Origin of the sequence: Lewinella sp. IMCC34183 (assembly GCF_003390915.1) — a bacterium.
In the GTDB taxonomy this organism is placed as follows: Bacteria; Bacteroidota; Bacteroidia; order Chitinophagales; family Saprospiraceae; genus Neolewinella.
In genome coordinates this window covers 45189-69654 of record NZ_QMEM01000001.1, presented here as the reverse complement: position 1 = coordinate 69654, position 24466 = coordinate 45189, and the positions used below count along the sequence as shown (strand labels likewise).

Annotated in this window: 24 protein-coding genes; 6 read left to right on the top strand and 18 right to left on the bottom strand. The window is 63.5% G+C overall.

Features of this window, described 5'->3' with window-relative positions:
- Positions 1–2: 2 nt before the first annotated feature.
- From DQG19_RS00310 to DQG19_RS00285, 6 genes are all read right to left on the bottom strand, one after another.
- Positions 3–470, bottom strand: coding sequence for a hypothetical protein (locus tag DQG19_RS00310; RefSeq protein WP_116124237.1), 468 nt, complete (start codon positions 468–470; stop codon positions 3–5).
- 41 nt (positions 471–511) lie between these two features.
- Positions 512–2191 carry a glycerol-3-phosphate dehydrogenase/oxidase gene (locus tag DQG19_RS00305; RefSeq protein ID WP_116124236.1) on the bottom strand — a complete coding sequence of 560 codons (1680 nt, stop codon included), beginning with the start codon at positions 2189–2191 and terminating at the stop codon, positions 512–514.
- A 75-nt stretch (positions 2192–2266) separates the two neighbouring features.
- Positions 2267–3316 carry a ketol-acid reductoisomerase gene (gene ilvC, locus DQG19_RS00300; RefSeq protein ID WP_116124235.1) on the bottom strand — a complete coding sequence of 350 codons (1050 nt, stop codon included), beginning with the start codon at positions 3314–3316 and terminating at the stop codon, positions 2267–2269.
- 82 nt (positions 3317–3398) lie between these two features.
- Entirely contained in the window at positions 3399–5438 is a 2040-nt protein-coding gene (locus DQG19_RS00295; protein ID WP_116124234.1) for a bifunctional riboflavin kinase/FAD synthetase, read from the bottom strand.
- Positions 5439–5488: 50 nt separating this feature from the next.
- Entirely contained in the window at positions 5489–6802 is a 1314-nt protein-coding gene (locus tag DQG19_RS00290; protein ID WP_116124233.1) for a Gfo/Idh/MocA family oxidoreductase, read from the bottom strand.
- 11 nt (positions 6803–6813) lie between these two features.
- Positions 6814–8175 carry a DUF1080 domain-containing protein gene (locus tag DQG19_RS00285; protein ID WP_116124232.1) on the bottom strand — a complete coding sequence of 454 codons (1362 nt, stop codon included), beginning with the start codon at positions 8173–8175 and terminating at the stop codon, positions 6814–6816.
- 144 nt (positions 8176–8319) lie between these two features.
- Between DQG19_RS00285 and DQG19_RS00280 the strand changes: the two genes are divergently transcribed.
- Positions 8320–8928, top strand: coding sequence for a hypothetical protein (locus DQG19_RS00280; protein ID WP_116124231.1), 609 nt, complete (start codon positions 8320–8322; stop codon positions 8926–8928).
- Here the strand turns inward: DQG19_RS00280 and DQG19_RS00275 are convergent.
- The 7 genes from DQG19_RS00275 to DQG19_RS00245 all read right to left on the bottom strand — a co-directional run bounded on the left by DQG19_RS00275 (position 8925) and on the right by DQG19_RS00245 (position 15366).
- Entirely contained in the window at positions 8925–9539 is a 615-nt protein-coding gene (locus tag DQG19_RS00275) for an aminotransferase class IV (RefSeq protein WP_116124230.1), read from the bottom strand. The two genes, DQG19_RS00280 and DQG19_RS00275, sit on opposite strands and share 4 nt — an antisense overlap.
- Before the next feature lie 20 nt (positions 9540–9559).
- Positions 9560–10555: an aminodeoxychorismate synthase component I gene (locus DQG19_RS00270; RefSeq protein ID WP_116124229.1), complete on the bottom strand. Its 996-nt coding sequence runs from the start codon at positions 10553–10555 to the stop codon at positions 9560–9562.
- A 30-nt stretch (positions 10556–10585) separates the two neighbouring features.
- Positions 10586–11443, bottom strand: coding sequence for a sugar phosphate isomerase/epimerase family protein (locus DQG19_RS00265; protein ID WP_116124228.1), 858 nt, complete (start codon positions 11441–11443; stop codon positions 10586–10588).
- 2 nt (positions 11444–11445) lie between these two features.
- Positions 11446–12699: an inositol-3-phosphate synthase gene (locus DQG19_RS00260; RefSeq protein ID WP_198661608.1), complete on the bottom strand. Its 1254-nt coding sequence runs from the start codon at positions 12697–12699 to the stop codon at positions 11446–11448.
- A 69-nt stretch (positions 12700–12768) separates the two neighbouring features.
- Positions 12769–12984 carry a PspC domain-containing protein gene (locus DQG19_RS00255; RefSeq protein WP_116124227.1) on the bottom strand — a complete coding sequence of 72 codons (216 nt, stop codon included), beginning with the start codon at positions 12982–12984 and terminating at the stop codon, positions 12769–12771.
- Between the two features lie 68 nt (positions 12985–13052).
- Positions 13053–13640 carry a pseudouridine synthase gene (locus DQG19_RS00250; protein ID WP_232826404.1) on the bottom strand — a complete coding sequence of 196 codons (588 nt, stop codon included), beginning with the start codon at positions 13638–13640 and terminating at the stop codon, positions 13053–13055.
- Positions 13641–13644: 4 nt separating this feature from the next.
- Complete coding sequence (locus tag DQG19_RS00245; protein ID WP_116124225.1) at positions 13645–15366, bottom strand: dynamin family protein; 1722 nt, start codon at positions 15364–15366, stop codon at positions 13645–13647.
- 48 nt (positions 15367–15414) lie between these two features.
- On the opposite strand from DQG19_RS00245, the gene DQG19_RS00240 reads away from it, so the two are divergent.
- A complete protein-coding gene (locus tag DQG19_RS00240) occupies positions 15415–16107 on the top strand; it encodes a hypothetical protein (protein WP_116124224.1) in 693 nt (230 codons plus the stop codon).
- On the opposite strand, the gene DQG19_RS00235 is transcribed toward DQG19_RS00240, so the two are convergent.
- On the bottom strand, positions 16095–16679 hold the full coding sequence (locus tag DQG19_RS00235) for a WbqC family protein (RefSeq protein ID WP_116124223.1): 585 nt from the start codon (positions 16677–16679) through the stop codon (positions 16095–16097). The genes DQG19_RS00240 and DQG19_RS00235 overlap by 13 nt on opposite strands.
- A gap of 77 nt (positions 16680–16756) precedes the next feature.
- On the opposite strand from DQG19_RS00235, the gene DQG19_RS00230 reads away from it, so the two are divergent.
- Positions 16757–17671, top strand: coding sequence for an SDR family oxidoreductase (locus DQG19_RS00230; RefSeq protein ID WP_116124222.1), 915 nt, complete (start codon positions 16757–16759; stop codon positions 17669–17671).
- Between the two features lie 37 nt (positions 17672–17708).
- Positions 17709–18560 carry a ChaN family lipoprotein gene (locus tag DQG19_RS00225; RefSeq protein ID WP_116124221.1) on the top strand — a complete coding sequence of 284 codons (852 nt, stop codon included), beginning with the start codon at positions 17709–17711 and terminating at the stop codon, positions 18558–18560.
- An 11-nt stretch (positions 18561–18571) separates the two neighbouring features.
- Here DQG19_RS00225 and DQG19_RS00220 read toward each other — a convergent pair whose 3' ends face one another.
- From DQG19_RS00220 to DQG19_RS00205, 4 genes are all read right to left on the bottom strand, one after another.
- Positions 18572–18940, bottom strand: a complete 369-nt coding sequence (locus DQG19_RS00220) for a diacylglycerol kinase family protein (RefSeq protein WP_116124220.1) — start codon at positions 18938–18940, stop codon at positions 18572–18574.
- A gap of 39 nt (positions 18941–18979) precedes the next feature.
- Positions 18980–19240: a hypothetical protein gene (locus tag DQG19_RS00215; protein ID WP_116124219.1), complete on the bottom strand. Its 261-nt coding sequence runs from the start codon at positions 19238–19240 to the stop codon at positions 18980–18982.
- Positions 19237–20601 (bottom strand): vanadium-dependent haloperoxidase, encoded by a 1365-nt coding sequence (locus DQG19_RS00210; RefSeq protein ID WP_116124218.1) that lies wholly within the window; start codon positions 20599–20601, stop codon positions 19237–19239. The genes DQG19_RS00215 and DQG19_RS00210 overlap by 4 nt, the downstream gene beginning before the upstream one ends.
- A gap of 106 nt (positions 20602–20707) precedes the next feature.
- Positions 20708–21664, bottom strand: a complete 957-nt coding sequence (locus tag DQG19_RS00205) for an alpha/beta hydrolase (protein ID WP_157974239.1) — start codon at positions 21662–21664, stop codon at positions 20708–20710.
- Between the two features lie 96 nt (positions 21665–21760).
- Here DQG19_RS00205 and gldG point away from each other — a divergent pair, with 96 nt between their 5' ends.
- Together gldG and DQG19_RS00195 are read left to right on the top strand one after the other, a co-directional pair.
- A complete protein-coding gene (gene gldG / locus DQG19_RS00200; protein WP_157974238.1) occupies positions 21761–23494 on the top strand; it encodes a gliding motility-associated ABC transporter substrate-binding protein GldG in 1734 nt (577 codons plus the stop codon).
- A complete protein-coding gene (locus tag DQG19_RS00195; protein ID WP_116124216.1) occupies positions 23491–24465 on the top strand; it encodes a DUF4340 domain-containing protein in 975 nt (324 codons plus the stop codon). The genes gldG and DQG19_RS00195 overlap by 4 nt, the downstream gene beginning before the upstream one ends.
- The last annotated feature ends 1 nt before the right edge of the window (position 24466 follow it).

The following is a 24466-nucleotide window of genomic DNA, read 5'->3' as shown; positions in this document are numbered from 1 at the left end:
GTCTATTTATCGCGCTCCCGGTTTTTTAGGCGCGGCCGGTTCCATTCCTCCCGCTGGGCAAAAGAAACCACGTTCTTGATCATCGACACCAGCCCCAAAAACACCAGGTATCCGACGGTCACCACCAGATAGATCCAGCGGTAAGAGCCGGCTTCCGAGATGGTCAGGCCGCTGAAGGCCCAGGCCAGCAGTCCGGCACCGAGGGCAAGCCCCATGAAGCTGTATACGCTGCGCCCCCAGTACTTGGCGGTATTAGCCGCCGCCGCGCTCAGTACCGCATTGAAGAGCGCGAAAAAGAGCATGAAGCTTGCCGCGCAAAGCCACGGGAACCGGTTACTGACGCCCACCGTGTCCGTGCCGGAAATGATCAGGCCGAACAGGTCGACGACGAATACCATCGCCAGCACCACGCCTGCCTGTAGCACGGGATCGACGCGACGTTCGAAAATTGATTGCTCGGGGCTAGCCATGTCCGGTCGTTTACCCGGCAAACAGCTTCTGCCGGGAAAGGTTACGCGGATTCGGCGGTAACGCTGTCGGTACCCGGTCCGGGGGCAAAGGTACTTACCCACGCGATCGCGTCAAGTACCCGCTGCCGCTCCCGGTCGCGGTCCTCCTGGTTATAGTCGAAGGCTTCCGCGAATACCGTGAGTACCTCCTCCAGCACGGGACGGATACTCGGCAGGTCGAAGTATAGGCGGCCACTGCGCCGCTCCACCCAGTCGATCGGGTACACGGCCAGTTCGTGCTCGATACACCAGGCCGCCTCGGCGGCCGCCAGCCGCGCTACGTCGGTGGTTTCCTTCCGGTCGCGGGCCTGCGCGATGATCTGGGGGGTTTGCTTTCCGTAGTTCGCTACGAGGTAGGCGGCGCGGTCCACGGCGAGGCTGGCGGCGTCTAGCTGGCCAACGATCTCGCGCTCGTAGGAGAGCACTTCGGCGAAGTTGCGGAAGGGACCGCCACTGAGCACGATCTCCCGGGTATGGGTATCGGCCAGGTCGTCGCCGTCATCGTGCAGCTGCTTGCCCAGCCGGTCGACCACCCGTTCGGCCATCTTGCGGTAGCCGGTCAGCTTACCGCCGGCGATGCTCAGCAGACCGCTTTCGCTCTCGAATATCTCGTCCTTGCGGGACATCTCTCCGGCTTCCTTCCCCTCCTCGAAGATCAGGGGCCGTACCCCCGCCCAGCTGGATTCCACATCGGCAACCGTCAGGTCGACCGTCGGAAAAATGGCGTTGGTAGCGTCGAGGAGGTACTCGACGTCCTCCAGGTACACCGGAACGGCGTTCGGATCGCCGGTGTAGGGCGTATCGGTCGTCCCGATGTACGTAGACCGCAGGCGTGGGATGGCAAACAACATCCGGCCGTCCGCGACGTCGAAGTAGCAGGCGTGCTGCAGGGGCAACCGCTCCCGGGCCACGACGATGTGCACCCCCTTCGAGAGGAAAAGTCGCTTGTGGTTCATGCTGTGGTCGATCTTCCGCAGGTCGTCGACCCAGGGCCCGGCGGAGCTGATGACGTGGGCGCAGCGCAGCACAAGTTCCTCGCCGGTGAAGCGGTCGCGACAACGGACGGCCTCGATCTGCCGTTCGTCGTCGTAGACGAAGTCGGTCGCTTCCACGTAGTTGGCGGCTACCGCCCCCTTCTCCATGGCCGTTTTCACGTTCTCGATGGTCAACCGGGCATCGTCCGTGCGGTACTCGGCGTAGAAGCCGCCGCCCTTCAGGATATCCTCCCGCAGCAACGGCTCCAGCTCCAGCGTTTCTTCCTTGCTGAGCATCACGCGCTTGTCGTCGCCCCCTACGTCGGCCAGAAAGTCGTACACCCACAGGGCCATGCTGGTGGACAGCTTACCGAGGGAGCCGCCCTCCACGAGGGGGAGCAACATCTTCTCGGGCCGCACGAGGTGGGGTGCCAGCTTGTGTACGACAGCGCGTTCCTGGCCTACTTCGCGGACCAGACCGATCTCCAGGTTCTTCAGGTAACGGAGCCCGCCGTGGATCAGCTTGGTAGATTTCGAGCTGGTACCCGAAGCAAAGTCGCTGCGCTCGATGAGGGCCACCGACAATCCGCGGCTGGCGGCATCGAGGGCGACGCCGGCCCCGGTGATTCCCCCGCCGATGACGACGAGGTCGAAGGACTGGTTGGCTAATTGGTCGAGGACCCGGCGGCGGGCGGCGCTGGCTTGCATGGCGGAAGGTTTAATCAAAGCGGGCGGGGCCGCGGGTGCAGTGCCCCTACAACGTCCCCGCCCCGCTTTGGTTAACTACTCCGCGTTCTCGGGGCGCAGTTTGCGGACGGTGCGGCCGGCCTGCCACATCTCGCTGTCGCTGAGCTCCTTCAGTTCGGCCTCTAGCTTTACGCGGTAGTCCTTCTGGCTGTTCGAATCGATGCTGCGCTGTGCTTCCTCACCGGAGGACACGCTCTTGTAGAGGTCCTGGAAGACGGGCTTGACCGCGTCCCGGAACTTGTCTTTCCAGTCCAGCGCACCCCGCTGGGCGGTGGTGGAACAGTTGGCGTACATCCAGTCCATACCGTTCTCGGCCACGAGGGGCATGAGGCTCTGGGTGAGTTCCTCCACCGTTTCGTTGAAGGCTTCGGACGGGCTGTGGCCGTTGGCGCGCAGTACGTCGTACTGGGCCTCGAAGATGCCCTGGATGGCGCCCATGAGGGTGCCGCGCTCACCGGTCAGGTCGGAGTACACTTCCCGCTGGAAGTCGGTTTCGAAGAGGTAGCCCGATCCCACGCCGATGCCGAGAGCGACCACGCGCTCGTAGGCGCGTCCGGTGGCATCCTGGTCGATGGCGAAGCTGGAGTTCAGTCCGCGTCCCTCCAGGAAAAGGCGGCGCAGGCTGGTGCCGGATCCTTTGGGAGCGACCAGGATCACGTCGACGCCCTCGGGGGCGATGATCTTGGTGCGGTCGTTGTAGGTGATCCCGAAGCCATGGCTGAAGTACAGCGCCTTTCCGGGGGTGAGGTAGGGCTTGAGCCGCGGCCACACTTCGATCTGGGCGGCATCCGAAAGCAGGTACTGGATGATCGTTCCGCGGTCGGCGGCTTCCTCGATCTCGAACAGGCTTTCACCGGGTACCCAGCCGTCCTTGACGGCCTTATCCCAGGAGGCACCGCCCTTACGCTGGCCTACGATGACGTTGAACCCGTTGTCGCGGAGGTTCAGGCTCTGGCCGGGGCCCTGTACGCCATAGCCGATCACGGCGATGGTTTCGTCTTTCAGGACTTCACGCGCCTTTTCAAGGGGGAATTCTTCGCGGGTGACGACCTTCTCTTCCGTGCCGCCAAAGTTCAACATTGCCATAAGTGGGTAGCTTTTGTGTTCGCGGCAAAGATGCAAAAGCACGCGGGAAGCCCCTACCCAAACTGCCCTCCTTTTACGACGGCTAATTCGCCGGGGCACCGTGGGCCTCCACTTCCACCTGCGGAATAACCACTTCGGCGTAGCGTTGGTGCCCCAGCAGGAAATAGTGGATCGCAATGCTATCGGCTACCCGCCCCGCGTCGGTACGGGCCGGACCCACCCTACCCGACTCGATTTCCTCGGACCTGCGCGCCCGCCGGTAGACCCAGAGCGGAAGGTTGCGGTAAAAATCGAAGTGGGCCCGCAGGATGGCCCAGATGTGCTGCACCTTCCCCTGGCTCAGAAAGAGCAGCCCCGCCGCGCCGTCGAGCAGCAAGCGGACCGGCAACCACCACATCAGCCGCGTGGCGTGCTCGTTTTTGAAGCTGGTGATGAGGGTGTTGCGAAAATTCAGGTACGCCTTGCTGGGCGTATCGTAGGCCAGGGTGCCGCCACCAACGTGGTAGACGGTGGATTCGGGCTCCACGAGCACGCGGTAGCCGGCCCGCTTCATGCGCCAGCACAGGTCGATCTCCTCGGCGTGGGCGAAGTATTCCGGCTCGAAGCCCCGCATGGCGTGGAAGGCGGACGAACGGACGAAAAAGGCCGCCCCGGTAGCCCAAAAGATCTCCATCGGGCAGTCGTACTGCCCCTCGTCACGCTCCGTATGTCCGAAGAGCCGCCCCCGACAGAAGGGGTAGCCCAGGAAGTCGATAAATCCCCCGCTGGCCCCCGCGTACTCGAAGCATTCGGGGGAGTGCTCGGCCAGCACCTTGGGCTGTACCGCCCCGACGTTCGGATTTGCAAAGTGGCGGAGCACGGGAAGCAGCCAGCCCGGGGTGACGCGCACGTCGCTGTTCAGGAGCACGTAGACTTCCGCGTCGACCTCCTGCAGCGCCGCGTTGTAGCCGGCGGCGAAACCGAGGTTTTCCGGAAGTTCGATCAGCTGCACGTCCGGAAATCGCTCCCGGCAAAAGGCCACAGAGTCGTCGGTGCTCGCATTGTCCGCCACGATCGCCCGGGCGCCGGGGATTAGGTTCTCCAGCACCGTGGGCAAGTAGTTTTCCAGGTACGGTCGCCCGTTGTAATTGAGGATGACGACGGCCGTGGAAGGCAGGTTACGGTCCTGCGCCTCCGCGCTGGCGATCCGGTCCTGCCGCAGTACTTCGCGGGCGTCGCGCTCGTCGCGCTCCAGTTGTTTGCCGAGGGCCTGCATGCCGGGCAGCGCAAGGTCACCGCGCAGGTATTCGATGAAGCGGACGGTCAGCGTTTTTCCGTACAGGTCACCCCTAAAGTCAAACACGTGAAGCTCCACGGTCGTACCGCGTCCATCGGCGAGGACGGGGCGGTCTCCGATGTACAGCATACCCTCGTACAGGCAATCATCAATCACCGCCCGCACCGCGTAAATGCCCGGAGCGGGAATGAGCTTAAGGGCATGCTCCGGCTGCAGGTTGGCCGTCGGATAGCCGATGGTACGGCCCAGTTGCTGCCCCCGGACCACCTTCCCGGTCAGTTCGTAGGGCCGCCCCATCAACTGGTCGGCGCGGCGTACATCGCCCTCGGTAAGCGCCTGGCGAATTTTGGTCGAGCTCACGGTGATTTCCTCGACTTCCTGGGCGGCGATCTCGATCACCTCGTATCCGTGCTCCGCGGAGAGGTACCGCAGCAACTCGACGTTGCCTTCCCGGTCCTTCCCGAAGCGGTGATCGTAACCGATGACAATTCGGTCGGGGCGGAAGTTCCGTACGAGAAACTGCTCGATGTATTCGGTGGGTGACTGCTCACTGAACGCCCGGTCAAACGGCACGATCACCAGGTGGTCGATGCCCTCCTCCGCGCAGAACGCGATCTTCTCGCGGGTGGAGGTCAGGAGCCGCAGGTTATTGTCCTCCGGCTGCAGCACCGTACGCGGGTGGGGATCGAAGGTGATGATCACGCTCTCGCCACCGCGCCGCTCGGCCATGCGGCGGATACGCTTGAGCAGTTGCTGGTGACCGCGGTGGACACCGTCGAAACTGCCGATGGTGATCACGGCACGCCGAAAGCGCGGCAGGTCGTCGAGGCGGTAGTAGGTCTGCATCGGCGGCAAAGGTAGCGTGACGCCGGCGGAGTCGGGTACGCTAAGGGCAACTAGACCGTGGGTTTCCAGCCATCTTCGTAGTCGCGGCTCCAGAGGGCGATCGCCTCGCTACTGTTTTTGGGCTTGCCGGTCTCGGTGTCGATGGCCAGAACTGAACTGGTGCGCTGGGCCATATTCCCCAGGTGGCAGGTGGTGACGCTGGGGTTTGCGTCGGCCACGGGCGAGTTGAGCTGCTCGTCGGAATTGATGCCGGAAATAAAATTGGCGATGTGCAGCTCGTCGAGGTTACCGCCTCCGGTGGTGTCCATACTGATCGATTTGCCGTCTTCGTCCTCTTTCCGCAGTTCCTTTCCTTCCAGGTCGTAGACGATGAAGCCGCCCCGGTCCATGAGCACGCTGCCTTCGGTACCGTAGATCATGGAGCCGCGGCCGCGGTCCCAGAGCGGCATGGCGTTGCAGCTGCGGCCGTCCCAGTGGATATGCTTGCCGCCGGGGTACTTGAAGCTCGCCAGCTGAGTATCGTAGGTTTCCCAGGCGTCATCAAAGGCGAAGCGGCCACCGCTGGACTGGACCTGCTCGGGGTACTCTACCCCCAGGGCCCACCGGCACATATCGATCTCGTGCGTGCCGTTATTGAGCAGCTCGCCGGTACCATACTTCCAGAACCAGTGCCATTTGTAGTGGACGAGCAGGGCGTCAAAGTCCTGCCGGGGCGCGGGGCCCTGCCAGAGGTCCCAATCGAGCCATTCGGGAACCGGAGCGGGCTCGTGCTCGCCGATGGGTCCGCGATTGGCGGCGTACCAGGCCTTGCCGGCGTAGGCGTCGCCGATGAGTCCGTCATGGATCTCCTTGACGACCTTGTTCAGGGTCACGCTGCTGCGCGTCTGGTTGCCCATCTGCACCTTGAGGCCGGTGTCGGCCTGTTTGGCCACGAGCATATCGCCCTCGGCCGGGTTGTGGCTGCAGGGTTTTTCGACGTAGACGTGCTTGCCGGCTTCCAGGGCCATGATGGCCATGGGAGCGTGCCAGTGATCGGGGGTGGCGATAACTACGGCATCGATCTTCTTGTCGTCGAGGAAGCGGCGGAAATCCTGTCCTCCTTTGGGTTTCTTGCCCCCGCCGTCCACCACGGCTTTCTGGCCTTTTTCAATGGCGCGGGTATCGACGTCGCCGATACCGACCACCTTGCAGTTCTTGGCTCCCGCAAAGGTGCGGGCGAGATAGCTTCCCCGGCTGTTGACCCCAAAAACCGCCACGTTGACGGTATCGTTGGCCCCCATGACCTGACTGCTGAGGGGCAGGCCGACGGTAAGGCCGGCGGTGGTGAGGGCGGATTGCTTAAGGAAGGATCGACGATTTGACATGATCGGGTAGTTTAAAGCTCACGAATCTTGATGGTACGGAAGGCCACGGCGTCGCCGTGATCCTGCAGGAGGATAGGCCCCTTGGGCCACTGCCCGAAGTTTTCCCAGTCCTTGTATTTGCTGTAGTTGACGAGGGCGTCGAACAGCTGGCTAAAGCGATCGTACTCGACCACTTTGTATCCGTTGAGCCAGTGTTCGACCTTACCGTCCTTGACCCGGATGCGACCCCGGTTCCAGTCGCCGATCCGGTATTCCTTGCGGCGGTCAACGTCTACCGGGTTGGCGGGGATCAGGTCGTAGAGGGAGGCCATGGTCCGGTTACCGCGTACGCCGGCCTTGGCGTCGGGGTGGCGCTCGTCGTCCAGGATCTGGTACTCAAGTCCGATGGCGGAGCCGGGTCCGCGATTGAGGTCGGGATCCACGAAGTACTTGACCCCGCTGTTGGCCCCCTCCGTGGGCTTGAATTCGAAGATCAGGTCGAAATTACCGAAGGTTTCCTTCGTTACGATATCGCCGCCGTTGGTGCTTTCGCCGCCGTTGCCGGCCAGGACGCGCAGTTCGCCGTCGGCCACTTCCCAGCCTCGGGCGGGAAACTCGTCGAGCTTTACGCCGCGCCAGTTGTCCGTCGACTGTCCGTCGAAGAGCAGCCGCCAGCCCTGCCGCCGTTCGGCTTCGGAGAGCTGGTTGACGAGCAGGTTTTCTACGGGAGCCAGCACAGCGTCCATGCGGTCGGCTTCGGTGGCGTTGTTCTTGATGCGGATGTTGCGCCACTTCACCTGCTTGCCGGCCAGTTCCTCGGAAATGGCGTGCACCTGCAGACAGATAAGCCCGGAAGCATCGACACTGTCGATGAGGTTGGCCGCCGACTGTCCGTTCACGAAGGTGCGCAGGTTGTTGCCGATGGCTTCGATGCGGAGCTGATTCCACTCGCCCTGCCGGTAAGCGGAGCGGGCCGCGTCGTTGTAGTGGAGCGGATAGATCCACCCCCGGCGGGCTTCGTCGTAAATGCCACCGGTATACGCCCGGGCACTGGGATCGATCTCTACCTGGTAGCCGTAAATGCGGCGGATATCGCCCGCCTGCCGCCACTGTCCCCGCGCCATGACGCCGCTGTTGAGGGGCGCATCGTCGTTGAACTCCAGTTCGAGGACAAAGTCACCGTAGGGCCGGTCCGTACACAGGAAGGTGTTGGGGGTATTCACCACGGCGGTGCCGGTGATGACGTCGCCGTCGATCTCGTAGGGAGCCTGCCCCCCGTAGGACTCCCAATTGCTCAGGTCCTTACCGTTTGTTAATGAAGTGAAGCCGTCCTGGGCCGCGACAGAAGTCAGGGCGCCAGCCAGCAGTACGGTAGTAATCAACCGCTTTTGCATGATGGGTGGGTTAATGTAAAAATGGGCGCCCAGGGCACCAAAGCCAATATATATCGCGGAACAAGATAGAAATTTTTTGTTCCTGCCGTACACCTACCCCACGATACCTACCTTCCGTTTTCTCCGGTAATCCGGTCACTGCCTATGTCTTATCGCCCCCTGATCTACCTCCTGTTATTCGCTTGCAACTACGCCACGGCGCAGGATAGCCGCCCGTTCGTGTTGCAGACGGAGGAGGACGGGGTGCGGGTGTACGTGCGCGACGAGAGCGCCGGTGAGCTTTCCGTTCGCGTGGTTACCCAGGCCGCCACTACCCTGCCCCGCGTACGACGTACGCTCGACGAGGCTTCCCGTTACGACGAGTGGGTTCACCGTTGCGACGGTGCCTACATCGTACCGGGCGGCACGGCAAACAACTTCGTCTACGTTTCCGGGATCGATATGCCTTTTCCGTTCCGCGACAAGGAGGTCGTGGCCCGCGTACGACAATGGGTCGACGCGGCGGGGGTCCTTACCCGCACCATCACCGCCGAACCGGGCGCGATCCCGCCCACCGACGGGCGTGACCGCCTGACCGTGTACGGTGGCGAATGGGTCATCCGGCCGCTGGCGGACGGCGAAGTAGAGCTGCAGTGCACCGTGCGTACCGATGCCGGTGCCGGGTTGCCCGGCTGGTTGCGCAAAGAGATCATGACCGGGGGCCCGGCCCGGACGGTTGCCAACCTGCGGCGGCGACTGGAAGCCGCCCGCTAGTGCCGCAGGACCGCCGTGGTCGGAATGGTTGGCGACTCTTCCCACTCCATCATCGCGTTGACGAGGCGCACTTCCTCGAACTGGTACAGGTCCCGTAGCCGTATGACGGTCGGAAAGAGTACGCCCCGGTCGATCAATTCCTCCCGACGAGTACCGGGAAGCAGGGGCCAAGCCGGTGTATACCACTTGTTACCATCGTGGAAAGCCAGGTTCGCATAGCTACTGTCGGTCAGGTGGTTACGCTGCACGATCAGGACATCGTCACAGCCCGCCCGCTGCGCGAATAGTTTCTCCAGGTGGCTCCGGTCGGCGTACTTCTTGCCGTACCGCAGGTCGTCGGCCTCGATTACGCGAAGCGAACGTACCGGCCGGATCGTATATGGGTGCACCTCTGCACTTTCGAGCGAGGCACCATACACGATCCGCAGTTTGTGGACCCCGCTGGCGGGCAGGTCAAGCTCGTCGATAACCCGGCTGAGGCGGAAGGCGGGCGCCTTGCCAAAGAACCGGTGACGGGTACGGTCCACCCGCGTCTGGTGACGCGAAAGCAACTGCGGCTGACCGTCAACAATGCGGATGGTTTCAAGAAAGTGAGGAGCGGAAGGGGCCATCGACGCGCGAAGATATAAGGCTAAACGTATTTCCCCAGGGGAAGACGGATCTTGGCCAGCAGCTCGGCATACTCTTCCGCTTCCGTGCTGCGGGCCGTAATGCCCCCGCCCGACCGGAACATAAACCCACCATCCGCCCGCCGTTCAAGGAAGCGAATCAGGACGCAACTGTCGAGTTCCGCCCCGTCAAAGTAGCCCGCGACGCCACAGTAGTACCCCCTTGGCCCGCCTTCGGCGCGGCGGATCAGGTCAAGGGTAGCCGGCTTCGGTGCCCCGCTGACGGAACCGGCCGGTAATAGCTGCAGGAGCCAGTCGCCCAGTCGTTCTCTCCAGTCCGACGGCAGTTGCCCCCCGATGCGCGAGCTCGACTGCAGCAGGCCCGCCGCGCCCGCCTCGGTGGAGTCCAGGTAGCGGTACTCCAGCACCCGGACTTCGCGCGCCAACTGGCTCAGGTCGTTCCGCATGAGGTCCACGATGGTGGCGTGCTCCGCGATCTCCTTGGTACTCCCCAGTAGTGCCGCCCGGCCGGCCGCCGTATCCGGTGCCGTGCCCTTCATTGGTCGGGTTTCGATGCGGCCCGCCGCGGTGACCTTCACGAAGCTTTCCGGACTGAAGCAGGCAAAGCGACCCGGCAGGAGCACGCGGTAGGTCGCGGCGGCGTGTTCGTAAGCCGCCGTAAGGGTACCCGCGAAGTCCACTGGACTGGGGAAGGTGAGGTTGGTGAGAAAGCTGTCGCCATGGCGCAGCCCTGCCTGTACCGCGGCGTAAGCGGCAGCATAAGCCTGCCGGTCCGGACCGGGGCCATGCAGTTTTCCCGGCCGGGGCGCCGTACGCAGCGGGTCGGGGTGCCCCGGAAACGCAAACCGGACGCCCGCGTCCGGCAATTGATCCAGCGTCCAGAGCCGGGGTTGCCGCAGTTCGAAGTCCAGCAGGAAGAAGCAGGGCCGTCCCGCGGCCGCCAGCCGGTTGAGGCGGCCGGACCAGTCGCGGAGGTCGGCGGATGGTTGGTGCGGCATGGCAACAAAGACAATTCGCGGCGTCGAAAGTTAGCCGACTGCCGTGCCTTCCAGCGTCCGCAGATACTTGATGCCTTCCGGGATGGCCAGGTGGGCACGCGTACTTTCGCGGCTGAGTTCCAGGCACACCAGGCCGCGAAAATCGATCGCCCGCAAATTCCGGAGCACGGGCCCCAGTTCCATATCGCCCTCGTGCGGGGGCAGGTGGAGGTGGACACCCCGGTTCATTCCCTCGATCGCCACCGTCCCCAGGTCGCGGGCGTGGGTAGTTACCGCCGCTGCCGGGTCTCCCTCCCCCGTCACCCATACGTGGCCTACGTCGAGGGCCAGGCGTAAGTGCTTGGCAAGCACGTGATTCGCCTGCTTGAGCTGCAGGTAGTCTGCGTTGGTCTCCACCAGCATGCCGGGTTCGGGTTCCAGGCTGATGGTCACCCCCCGCTCGGTGGCGTAGGCTACGACCTCGGTCATCCCGTCCACCAGGTACCCGTAGGCTTCGCGCTTCCCCACGGCCGCCTGCCGCACACCCGCCCAGCACGAGACGGTTTCCGCCCCCAGTCGGTGGGCGATATCGGCTGCGCGCTTGAGGAAGGCGACGCGCCGGGCCCGACCGGCCGCCGAGGGGTGCAGCAGGGTGGGTTCGTGCTTGGTTCGCGGGTCCAGGAGGTAGCGGGCTCCGGTTTCGATCACGCAGCCCAGCTGCAGTTCGTCCAGCTGCCTGCCCACCTCCTCCGTGCGCCGCTCCCAGTCCGGGGCGAGGGGGTCCAGGTGATGCCAGTCGAGCGTGAGCGCCACGCCCGCGTAGCCGGCCGCGGCGATAAGTCGCAGGGCATCCGGCAGCCGGTGGTGGGCGCAGCCGTTGGTGTTGTAGGCGTAGCGAAGCGTGCTCATGCTTATTCCGGGTGCGGTACGTAATCGGAGGTGGAGGGACCGGCCGGGTCCGTGGCTCCCTGGGCGTGCAGCCAGCGCGATAACTCGGCTTGCTGCTCGGGGAAGGCGTGTGCGGGATCCCGCCCGTCGCGCGTCATGGGTGCCTTGAAGAAGGCGCCCAGCGCCTCCACTACCCCACCCTGCCCGCGGCGGCGGGCCAGGTCCAGGCAGCGGGCGATCTCGATGGCCAGCGGGGCGGCCAGGATGCTGTCCTTGCAAAGGAAGTCGACCTTCATCTGCATTCGCTGGCCGAGGAAGCCGGTGAAGTCGATATTGTCCCAGGCCTCCTTGTCGTCGCCCCGCGGGCGGTAGTAATTGATGCGTACCAGGTGGTCCTCCACGGGGTAGCCCAGGCAGCTCGTCAGCACGTCTCCCTTGGTACCGATTTTGTTTTCCAGGGATTCGGGGTGGCGAAGCGCCTCTCCATCGCGGTTGCCAAGAATGTTGGTACTGAACCAGCCGTCAACCCGCAGGGCCCGGGCGCGAAACGCCGGAGCCAGCACCGTCTTGATGAAGGTCTGCCCCGTCTTGCCGTCCTTTCCGGCCACGGGTACCTGTCGCTGTCCCGCCAGTTCGCGGAGGGCCGGGATATCGGCCGCCCGACTCGGCGTAAAGTTCCCGTAGGCAACCCCGTGGCTGATGCAGGCGTAGGCGTACAGCATGGCGGGGGTGATACCGGTATGGTTCGCGTCGAGCGCCGCCTCGAAGGCTTCCACCGAATGGTAAATGTCGCCGGCGGGATCGAGAGCGTGTTCCGTGCTGGCCAGGTTGATGACCACCACGGAACCTCCGAGGTCGCCGGAAAACGCATCCAGTTGCTTGATGATACCCGCGATAAGTTCCCGGTGCGTACCGGTGCTGTCGCGCTCGCCCACTACCCCGCGACAGTAGTTTCGGTTGCTGATCGCGGTCCAGGGCCGCTGGGCGGCGAGGCTGCCAGCCACGGCCTCGAGCTGCTTCTCGGACAGTACGCCGTGGTGGCGGGCGGCGGTCAGCAGATCCTGATCGAAGAGGTCCCAGCCCCGGCAGTACACCGACCGGTAGTCGGTAAGGTCAAGTCCGGTGAATTCGGCCAGCGGAAGGCCGGTCGTATCCTGCCGGCCGGAGCGGATGAGTTCGAGGCCGGCCGCGACCGTCGTGCCGACGGCCCCGCCCAGCCCGATGATGGCGATTCCGAGGGGGGTGGACGCGTTCGGGGTTTCTGTTGATTCGGTCACGGAGCAGAGTATTGGTAACGGGCCCGCAATGTAGGTTACCGTCGCTACACCGCACCCGCGTCCGCGCCGTTATAGCCCCATCTGTCGGCGTCCTTCACGCATGTACTCGCGAACGTTCAGCCAAAAGGCGGCGAAGAAATAAAACAGTAAGGAGGAGCCGAGGGAAAGGCACGAGAGGTAGATGAAGTAAAGCCGCACGCGCGTCCGCCGGATGCCCATCTTGTCGCCCAGCCAGCCGCACACGCCGAAGGCGGAGCGCTCGAGGGTTCTGCGTAGCCGTTCCATAGGGGTGGGGTGTTTGGTTACCAATGCGTTGGCTAAGAACGCGATTTATTCGTAGAATACCAACCCCCCTACCGAGGTTCGAGGCGATCGCGGAGCCAGTCGCCGTCCACCTCCCGTACCCGCTCCCCCAGCAGGTCCGCCCGGCTGACCCCGGCTATGGCTTGCCGCACCAGCCGCAGCACCGGATAGCCCACGGCCGCACACATGCGCCGTACCTGCCGGTTTTTTCCCTCGGTCAGGGTAAGGGCCAGCCAGCTGTCGGGTACGTTCTTGCGGTAGCGCACGGGCGGATCCCGGGGCGGGAGCGCGGGTGCGATGGGTTCAACCGTCAGCGGCAGCGAAGCGTGGCTTTTACCCTTGATGCGTATGGTAGGTCCGGCGGCCAGGCGGTGCAGGTCCGCGGGCGTCGGTGCCCCCTCTATCTGTACCCAATAGGTGCGCCGGTGCCCGTGGGCGGGTTGCAGCAGGCGGTGGTTCAGGCGGGTATCGTCGGTCAGGATCAGCAAGCCCTCACTATCCCGGTCGAGCCGGCCCACGGGGTAGACACCGGCCGGAAAGGCGTGCAGGTCGGCCAGTGTCCGGTGCTCCGGTAGCTCGCGGGTAAACTGCGAAAGCATGCCGTAGGGCTTGTCGAGGAGAAAGTATCGATGGGCCACGGAATCAGGGCGTTAGCTCTTCCTCCAGCACCGCCAGCTCCTGCCGCACCTCCCGGTGGGTGCCCTCGAGGATCAGCAGGTTTTTCTCCTCGCGCTCCAGCATCTCGTCGAAGCGGCCGAAGTTGCCCTCGATGCGGCGGCGCAGGGTGGCGATGTAGCTCTTGAGCTTCTCCTCGAGCTCGGTAGCCAGCCGGGTGCGGCCCGTGCTGATCTCCTCCTCGAAGCCTTCCACGATCCGCTTGCGCTTGCCGCGAGTACTGAAGCCGGCAAAGATGATGCCCACGGTGGTCAGTACGCCACCGGTTACGTCCACCACCGGCAGCGTGCTCAGGGCCATCAGGATGACGCCGAGTGCCGCGATACCCCCGCCGGCAGCCAGGTTGGGAGCAATATTCTCCCGGTCGGCGAAGAGGCTCTCGTCGGTAAAGTTCTCCGTCTTGCTAACGAAGCGATTGAACTGGTCCTGCAGGTCGCGCAGGACGTTCTCCCTACGTTCGGCGATGCTGCTGAAGATTTCGTGGTCGTTGCTGAGGATCGTCTGGCTGCCCCGCAGTTTCAGGTCGATGGTCTTGACCATTTGCTGGATGGTCTCGGCCAGGTCCACGACGTTTTCGTTGAGGCGGGCGCGCAGTTTTTCGTTCAGGTCGGTCTCGAGGCCGCTGGCCAGGTTCTCGAGCCACTCCTTGGCGCCGGGCGTACTGCCGAAGGTGGAGGCGATGCTGCGCTTCACCAGGCCGAACATACTTAGCCCGCCCCGCAGCTCGGCCAGCTTGTCGCGGGTGATGCCGTCGTAGGTGAGCAGCAGGTTCTCGACCATCAGGTCCACCTGCTTGTTACTCTGGGCTACCTGCTCGTCGAGGGTCTGCTGGATATCCTGCCGGAAGGCGGCGTCGGCCTCGTACTGCCGGCGGCGGGTCAGGAGGCCGTCGGCGATCTTTTCGTTGATGGTCTGGGCGGTGAGCACGCTGTTGTTGAGCTTCAGGCGGGGCGCCCGTCCGCCGGTGATGTTGTCGGCGATGTACTGCCGCAGCGGCGCGAAGCCGGTATCGGCCTGGCCGGCCTGTTCGTCGCGGGCGCTCACGGCAAAGACCTGGGGCGCCTCGATTCCCTCCTTTCGCGCCTTTTCGGCCACGCCCTCCCGGTTGACCGCCAGTTCCTGTTCGGTGGCCAGGTCGCGCTGCTGGAGCACGAAGATGGTCTTCTTGCGCCAGTCGCCGTGGATGTACTTGAAGAAGTCCCAGGCCGACTGCCGGTAGGGGTTCTTGGCTTCGAAAACGAAGACGATCAGGTCGCTGGCGGGAATGAACTGCTCGGTGATCTCCTGGTGGTATTCCACAATCGTGTTGGTACCGGGCGTATCGACGATGGCGATCTCCCGGAGGATCTCGACCGGCAGGAAGATCTTCTTCAGGTAGGGGTTCACGGTCACTTCGCGCCGCTCTTCCCCGTAGATGATCTGCTGGATGGTATCGGTCATCGGCTGGGGGGCGGCCTTGGCGATCTCCTCACCGGTAGCCAGCAGGGCGTTGACGAAGCTGGACTTACCAGCCTTCACCTCCCCGACGATCACGAACATGAAGGGTTCGAAGATGCGGTTGCGCAGGTCGCTCACCGTACGGGCCATCTCTTCGTGGCCGATACGGATGGTGAGTTCGTGCAGCCGCTTGATGATCTCCTCAAGGCGGGCGCGGTCGGCCTGGAGGCCGGCGTCGATTAGGTTGGACATGCTACGAAGGTAAAGCAGCGGCGACTACCCGCACCGCGTTGTCAGGTCATGAATGCTCGCCACCCCCGGTTCCTGCCAATCATCGTACTGGTCATCTGCGCCGCTTCGGTGATGTCCGGACAGTCGATCGCGGAAACCGCCCCGGAAGGTCGCTTGCGGCCGTACGTCGCCTGGTCGCCGCCCAAACTGCTCGAACCAGTCAATCGGGGACTCCTCGGAGCCGTGGGCCTGGTCTGGCCCGCCGGCTGGTCGGCCGAGGTCGGCTACCTGTGGCTCCTCCCCCAGGATGAACCGACGGTCAATGTCAGCGATCAGCGGGGCGGGCGGCTGCACCTTACCGGCCGGCGCTATTTCGTGCAGCGCCCCGAAACCCCGCTCGTTCCCTTCGTGCAGGTCCGGGGCGATCTGCTTTGGCGCACCCACCGCACCGTGGCCACCTTCCAGGAAGAAACGGAGACCGGCGAGTTCATCCTTCACGATGATTCGGTCGGGGTGGATACCCGCACCCGTACGCTGAACCTGATGGTCGGCGCAGACTGGGCCATCACCGCGCACCTGGCGGTAGAATTTTCCGCAGGGGTCGGTACGCGCTTCCGTCGCGTGCGCCACGTCGACAGTGCCTACGGGAGCGATACGGAATACCGCCTGTTCCTGGAGGACGCCTGGGACAGTCGTAACAACGTGGGTGAGTTTACCACCTTCAATCTTCCGTTCGACCTGCGCCTGATTTACCGCTGGTAAGCCAGCAACGGCAATTCCGGGCCCAGGCAAAACAGCCCGTCGAGCAGGGAAAGCTGCCCCTGAAAGCCGTGCCGGTCGGCAAAAACCTGCGGATATTCCGGTACCGGCTGTTCCACCGCACCCGCGTCCGCGCCGAGAAACTCCTCAGTCGATGAGAGCGTCAGGTCCGGGCCCAACGCATCCACAACGTGCTCGATCAGCCTCCAATTGAGGTCCCACAACTGCTCTGGCGGGGCATCCAGTAGGGTCAGCAACGACGGGCCGTAGTGCTCGAAGTAGGGTGCCCGCCCGTAGGCCGAGCGGATAGCCTGCTGGTGCTGCCGGGGCCAGTCGTCGTGGTAGCTGATACCCACCTCCCGAATCGGCCGTTGCTGGTGCTTACCTTTATCCAGCGGAATAGTAAGCAGGAGCGGTCCGTTGGCGGCAGCGATCCGGCAGCGGTTGCGCCACCCGCCCTTCTGGTAATTCTCGTGCGCCTCCCAACACCACTCCCCCCGGCGCAGGGCGGCCAGCAGCCAGGAGAGCGGCGGGAAATAGGCAGTTGTGGTAGTAAGCGGCTTGTTAGGCTCCAGCGGTCGAGGGTTTTGGCAAACATATGGGAAATGCTGCCCGTTAGCCGGGTATCAAGTGCATTAATAAACAACATTTTATGTCTACTACCACCAACAACCTAACCGACCGGTACCGTAAGCAGAACCCGCTCGAACAGTACCCCGCACCGCCCTTCCCCCGCCAGCCGCAAAACCGTCCCGGCAGCGTCAACAAGATGGAGCCCGAGCCCGATCACGGCGAAGAAAGCTACGTGGGCTTCGGCCGCCTGGAAGGTCGCAAGGCCCTGATCACCGGGGGTGACTCCGGTATCGGCCGCGCCGCCGCCATCGCCTACGCCCGGGAGGGTGCCGACGTGGCCATCTGCTACCTGCCCTCGGAGGAGCAGAACGCACAGGAAGTCATTAAACTCATCGAAGCCGAGGGGCGCAAGGCCGTAGCCATTCCCGGCGACATCGTCGAGGAGTCCTTCTGCCAGGAACTGGTCGAGAAGGCCGTTTCCGAGCTCGGCGGTATCGATATCCTCGTGAACAACGCCGGTCGCCAGACCGCCGTGAAGAAGATCGACGAGCTGACCACCGAGCAGTTCTCCAATACCTTCCACGTTAACGTCTTTGCCCCCTTCTGGATCACCAAGGCCGCACTGAAGCACATGGAGGCCGGAGCCGCCATCATCAACACCGCCTCGGTACAGTCCTTCGACCCCTCCGCTACCCTGATCGATTACGCCCAGACCAAGGCCGCTAACGTAGCCTTCACCAAGGCCCTGGCCGCCCAGGTAGCCGAACGCGGCATCCGTGTCAACGCCGTAGCTCCCGGACCCTTCTGGACGCCCCTGCAGTCGTCCGGTGGACAGCCCCAGGACAAGATCGAGAAGTTCGGCAGTTCCACCCTGCTCAAGCGCCCCGGCCAGCCCGTCGAGCTTGCCCCCGCCTACGTACTTCTCGCCAGCCAGGAAGGCAGCTACATGACCGGTGAGGTCATCGGTGCCACCGGCGGTGAGATGCCCTACTAAATCGTAACTTGGCGGGTCCCCAACCTACCCCGCCGCGATGCTTCGACTTACGTTTTTCCTGTTGTTCTTTTCCACTATCCTGGTCGCCCAGGACAATCCGGCCTACCAGCTGTACAACCAGAAAGGTCGCTCGGTAAAGTTTGGAAAGATGATGCGGGAACTGCGCGACGCAGACGTGATTCTGTTCGGAGAATACCACGACAACCCCATCGCCCACTGGATGGAACTAGAGATCCTGGATCATCTGGACCGCTACACTCTGGGCATGGAGATGTTTGAGACCGACGAGCAGGAGGCGCTGGACGCCTTTCAGGCCAATGAGGTCACCGTCGGTGAGCTCGACAGCCTCACGGGTGGCGTGTGGCCCAATTTCCACACGGACTACCTGCCCATCCTGCAGGCCGCTCGCGCCGACAGCGCCAAAGTGATCGCAACGAATACGCCCCGCCGGTTCGCCAGAATGGTGTTCCAGCGGGGCTTTGTTGTGTTACGGAGCCTGCCCGCGGAAGACCAGGCCCTGCTGCCGCCCCTCGCGCCGGTCCCCTACGACCCGGAATTGCCCGGCTACAAGGCCATGCTGGTCGAGGGCCACGGATCGCCCCACGGCGGAGAGAACTTCCCCAAGGCCCAGGCCATCAAAGACGCCACCATGGCGTGGTACATTGCCAAGAACGCGACGGAGGGCGTGCCCTTCGTCCACCTAAACGGGAGTTACCACAGCGATAATTTCGAAGGAATCAGCTGGTACCTGCGGCAGTACAAGCCCCAACTCAAGGTCGTGACGATCACCACCCTACAACAGCCGGACATCGACGAACTGCAACCAGCATCGGAGGGAGTCGCGAACTATACGTTACTGGTGCCGGCCAACATGATCAGCACCTACTAGCCGGTAACGGTTTATAGCAGGGCGTCCACGACCAACAGGATCGCCACCAGCCCGGAAAACACCGCCGTAAACAGCACCGCCCCCGCCGCCACGTCCTTGGCTTTGCCGGCCAGAATGTTGTACTCCGGGCTGACCAGGTCGACGACGTACTCGACGGCGGTATTCAGGGCCTCGGCGGCCAGCACCATGCCGCTGCAGATGAAGAAGGCCACCCACTTCCACAATGGGAAATCGAGCACCCACGACAGGGCGAACATGGCCACGAAAGCGGCCATGTGAATCTTGGACGGGGCATGGTTCCGCAACAGGTCGTAGGCACCGCGGAAAGCGTAGCCAAAAGCGGACAACCGCCCGCGGGAGTAAGCAAGAAATCGCTTCATACGCCTAATCAAGCAGCACCGTGCCGCACATGTTCGGGCTCACAACCAGGCAACGCCTCCCCGGAGAAAAATGAAGCCGAGCAAAGCGATGAGCGGAGCGACCCAGACGGTCAGCAGGTAGCGGTAGTACCGCGGCGAGACCCGGCTGGCCTGTATCCACTCCACCACGTAGCTCAGAACCCATACGGCAAGGGCGATCACACCCAGAATGAGGGCCAGCAGCGTGCCGAGGTAATCGTCGTATAGCAATATGAGCAGATACCCGATCAGCTGGGCAAGCAGGGCCAGGAGATAATTCACCGGCCCGGGCGCTCCTCCGTAATGAGGGGGCGGGTGCTCACGCGTTCCAGCAGGTGCTTGCCTACGGCCTCACCCTGGGCAATGCCGTATTCGATCGCCGGGCGGTAGTGAATACCCCCGTAGAGGCGGCTTAGGGCGGCCTCCTCGCTGGCGGCCAGGAAACTGGGAAACTTGCGCGTCGGCAGGTCGTATTCCTCCTCGCTGTCGTCGGCGAAGGCAAAGTTATCTCCGTACAGGTCGGTCAGTACGATGGCGCAGGCGCGGCTCACGACCGAGTGCCCGCTGGTGTGCTCCGGGAAGGGCGGCGTCTGCAGCAGCGGACGCCATTCCTGGTCGATGTGGCGGTTGATGAAGGTCTCCGGGCGCACCAGTTTGCTGCGGTACTTCTCATCCCAGCAGCTGATGAAGGCGTCGTACATGGCCATGCTGGTGAGGGCGTAGGTTTCCACCGTTCGGGTGAAGTCGGCGTCGGCCTTCTTGGCCGCGATGGCGGCGATGTTGATCCAGTGCCCCCCGGGGGTGATCTTTTTGGTGGCAAACATCAGGTGGCCCACGGTGTGACTCACGTAGGGATTACAGTCCCAGAACTGCGCGATGGCCTGCCGCTCGGCCGATTGCTGTTCGTCCACGCCGGAGAACACGGTATACACCTCATTGACTTCCCGCATCCACTTGCTATCCGGGTCGAGGCTGTATTCGGTGGGCGGCAGCGGGCGGAACTGGCTGGCACTGTCGAGGGCGAACGGCCGGATCTTCATCCAACTCGGTTCGATACCGTCCATGTAGTCTGGCGGCGTAGGTTGCCACTTGCTTTCGTCCTGCGTAATGGAGTATTTGGGGTAGGTACGCGTCTGCTTGTACATGTCGCCGTTGTACCAGGCGATCACGTGATCGGCAACGGCCTCCCCGTAGGCTACCGATGCGTCATAAACCTCCACGGGCATACGTATCTCAAGCATTTCGGCCATCAATTGATTACGGAATTCGTCCATTCTATCCTCACTGAAAATGAGGCTTTTACCAACTTTAAGCTGCGCCGTTATTGCGGCCAGCGGGTAGGCGATCTCGACGCCGGCGGGGGGCGCGGGCGCGGGTGCCAGGTGGGGGATCTGTCCCGCTAACGACTGCAGGTTAGGGTCTCCGGCGGCCAGGGCTTCGTAGCCGGCTAGGCTAGAGTAACTGTAGATCCGGCTGGCGACCGGCGGGGAGAAGATATCGTGGACGATCACGTCGGTGAGCTGCTTTACCGAGCGGTGGAAGTAAGCGGGGTTGGCCACTTCCTTCTGGTAATCGGGATTCACGTCCTCGGTGCAAGCCGACAGCAATGCCAGCAAAAGAAATAAGGGGAGCAGTCGATTCATTCGTAACATGGCGTGCGCGATTTGCTAATGATCGGAGTCGGGCACGTCTTTGGTGGGCCGTCAAAAATACAACGCCAGCGGTCAAACAACTAACTCCCGTGCCTTTCTATCGCGGCGTGCGGGTGACGGAAGTGCAGAAATCTGGTGCCCGTTCGGCGATAAAACGCCTGACCAGGTCCGCGTATTCCCCGGGGCGCCACACGATATTGTGGGCGTGCCACGCTCCCCAGTTGAGGCGGCGGTAGGTAAGCAGCTCCTCCGGCAGGCGCTCGGCCAGCAGGTCCGACTGGGCGGGGTCCGTAAGGGTATCTGCCAAAGAGTGGATCAGCAACACGGGTGCGCGCACGTCCGGCGCCGCGCGCAGCGGACTGGCCGCCGCCACGTCTACACCGCTGCGGTAACTGGCCCAGCGGAACGTGCCCGGTGCGATGACCGACAATACGGGGCCGTACTGCCGTGCACCTCGTTCGGTGATCGCCGACTCCCAGTCGGCGTAGGGGCTCTCGGCGACCACGAAGGCCGGCCGGCCGGAGCTGTCCGCCGCCGCGATCAGGGCCGCCGAGGCACCCCAGCTTTCCCCTACCCACCCGATACGTTCGTCGGGCAGTCCCGTTGCCGACCGCAGGAAGGCGTGGGCCGCCAGCAGGTCGCGCGCCTCGTTCACGCCCCCCGTGGCGTAAGCTTCGTCGCTCTCGCCGAATCCGCGATGATCGTAAAGCAGCAGGTCGCAGTGGCAGTCGGCGAAGACCGGGGTGTACTTCAGCATGCTCACGCGATTGTCGTGGTAGCCGTGGGCGAAGAGCACGGCGCAGTCGCTTTCCGGGCGGCGATACAGCCAGCCGCGCAGGGTGATGCCGTCGACCGGGCTTTGAAAACTGACGCCCTCCGGGGTCGGCAGCGCGGCCCGGAGGCTGTCCATATTGAGGTGCCAGCGTTCGGAACCGATGCGGTACGATTCCTCGAAGGTACGGAGGGGGGTGTCCAGGACCTGGTTGCTGACCACGAAGGTGATGAGCAGGTAGATGACCAGAAGCGTACCGAGGCCGACAAGGAGTTTTTTCACGGGAAAACGGATTTCGTGCAGGCCGACGTTAGGGAACCGGGCAGCCCCCTACGGGGCAGTGTCCGCCAGTACCTATCTTCGCCGTCCAATCGACCTATGCCCTCTCTCGAACGAAAGCACCGGATACAGAGCCTGATCCAGTTTGCCCTCGCCGTGGTCCTGCTGGTCGCGGTAAATGTACTGGCTAATGCCCGCTTGGGCGGTACGCGCCTATACGGAGCACTGGACCTCACCGAGGACAAGCGCTTCACCCTCACCGAAAGTACCCGCGACCAACTGTCGCGCCTGCGGGAGCCCGTCTTCGTGCAGGTGTTGCTGGAGGGGGAGCTGCCCGCCAGCTACCAGCGGCTGCGGACCGCGGTGGAGGAAACACTACAGGACTTTACAGCCTACACCAACCAGATTGAGTACACTTTCGCCGACCCCCTCGCGGGTTCCCCGGAGGAGGTCAAACAGCGGCAGGAGGACATGCTGCAGGACGGCATTATCCCGATGACCGACTTCCAGCAAACGGCCGGGCAGCGGTCCACCCAGGCCGTTTACCCCTACGCGATCGTGTACTACGGTGACCGGCGCCGGATCGTGCCCCTGCTGCAGACCGCCCGCCCCGACGTGCCCCTGGCCCAGCAGCTCAACCAGGCGGAAAGCCTGCTGGAGTACAACCTGACCGCCGCCATCGACGGGCTGACCGACAACGACCGGCCGGTGATCGGATTTACCCTCGGCAACGGGGAGCTGGGTGCCCGGCAGTTCGCTGACCTGGTAGCCGAGCTCCGCCGCGATTATGAGGTCGGTCCGGTGTATTTGGACAGTTTCGCCACGCTCTCCACCGACATCGACCTGCTGATCGTGGCCAAGCCCACCGTACCCTTTACCGATTTCGAGGCCTTCAAGCTCGACCAGTACGTGATGAACGGGGGGAAGATCATCTGGGCGGTAGACGCCGTGGCCATGGACTTCGACAGCCTGCGCGCCACCGGCGAAGCTTATCCCCAGAGCCGGGAACTGGGCCTAGACGCACTGTTCTTCAAGTACGGATTCCGCCTCGGCAACCAGCTGGTCCTGGACCTGGTCAACACCCCCATTCCGATCGCCACCAGCCAGGGACCGAGCGGCCCGAAGGTCGACCTGGTCCCCTTCCCCTACCACGTTCTCGCCCTGCCGGAGGCCGATCACCCTATCGTACAAAACATCGACGCGGTAGACCTGCGCTACCCTACCCTCATCGAGCTGGTCGGCGAAAACCCTGGTACGGAAGAAACCACCCTGCTGGCCAGCAGCGACCGCAGCCGGCGGCAGCGGCTGCCTTCGCCCATCGATCTGGACGCCCAGAAATTCAGCGTCGACCTCGACCGCTTCAACGAAGCGGGCCTGCCCCTGGCGGTACTGCTGGAGGGAACCTTCGACAGTCCCTACGCCAACCGCCTCAGCCGGGAAAATGAACAGCTGCTACGGCAGAACGGAATGGAGTACCGGGCAACGTCGGTACCCACCGCAATGATCGTCATCAGCGACGGCGACGTACTGGCCAACAGCGTCAACAGTCGCGGAGAAGTGGGCTACCTGGGCGTGAACCCCTGGAACAAGATCCCCTACGCCAACAAGACTTTCATACTGAACGCCGTGGAGTACCTGCTTGACCCCGAAGGCGTGATCACCAGCCGGAGCAAACAGGTTCGGCTGCGGCTGCTCGACCGCGATACCGCCGTGGCCGAGGCCGGCTACTGGCGAGCCCTTAATCTGGGAGTACCCCTACTGGTGCTGGCCCTATTTGGCATCGTATTCAATTACTTGCGGCGTCGGCGGTACGCTACCAACCGCCCGGCATGAAACGTACCCTGATCCTGCTGACGGCTACCCTGCTGCTGGCCGGCCTGGCCTACCTGGCCACAACCTACACGCCACCGGCCCCCGATGCGGCGGAGCGGGCCTTTGGCTACGCAGATACGAAAGACATCGCCCGCATATTCATTGCCGACCGGGAAGGAAACCAGGCCACCTTCGAGCGCGGCGGCCCGACGAGCTGGCGCTACAACGACTACCCCGCCAACGAAAACGCGATGAAGAACCTGCTCCAGGCCCTCGAACGATTGGAGGTACAGCGACTCCCCCCAAGCGCCGCCGTGCCCACCCTGGTCCGCAGCCTGGCGAGCGCGGGCATTCTGGTGCAGCTCTTCGACGCATCCGGCAACAAGCTGCGGGGGTACTACATCGGCGGCGGCACGAACGGAGAAACCGGCACGGCGGCCATCGTGGAGGGCAGCAACAACCCCTACGTGGTGCACCTCCCCATGTGGACCGGCAACGTGCGTCACCGTTTCAACCTGCGCGGCGACGAGTGGCGCTCCAAGGAGCTGTACCACGCCGACCCGGAGCGGGTCACGTCGCTCAGCATCGAATATCCCCGGCAGCAGAACAAAGGGTTCCGGCTGGAGCGGTCCGAGGAAGGCACCTTCCAATTGTCTCCCCTGGTGCGCGGACAGGCACCCGCACGCGAGGTTCCCAGGGGCGTGGCCGAGGGAATCCTCAGTCGCTACGAATCGTACTATATAAGCCGGTGGGAGAACGGCGATACCGCCAGCATCGCCGCGGCCCGGGAGCGCCTGCCCTTCGCGATCATCCGGCTACAGGAGGTGGGCAAAGCAGAGCAGGTCGCCCGAATCTTTCCCCGCTACCGCTGGCCCGACACCCCCGACCAGACCCTGGAAGCTTATACCGCCCTGGTGAACGACGACCGGGACTGGGCCCTGCTGGCCGTGGAAACCACCCAACCCTTACTCCTTGGTTATGACTCCTTCTAGC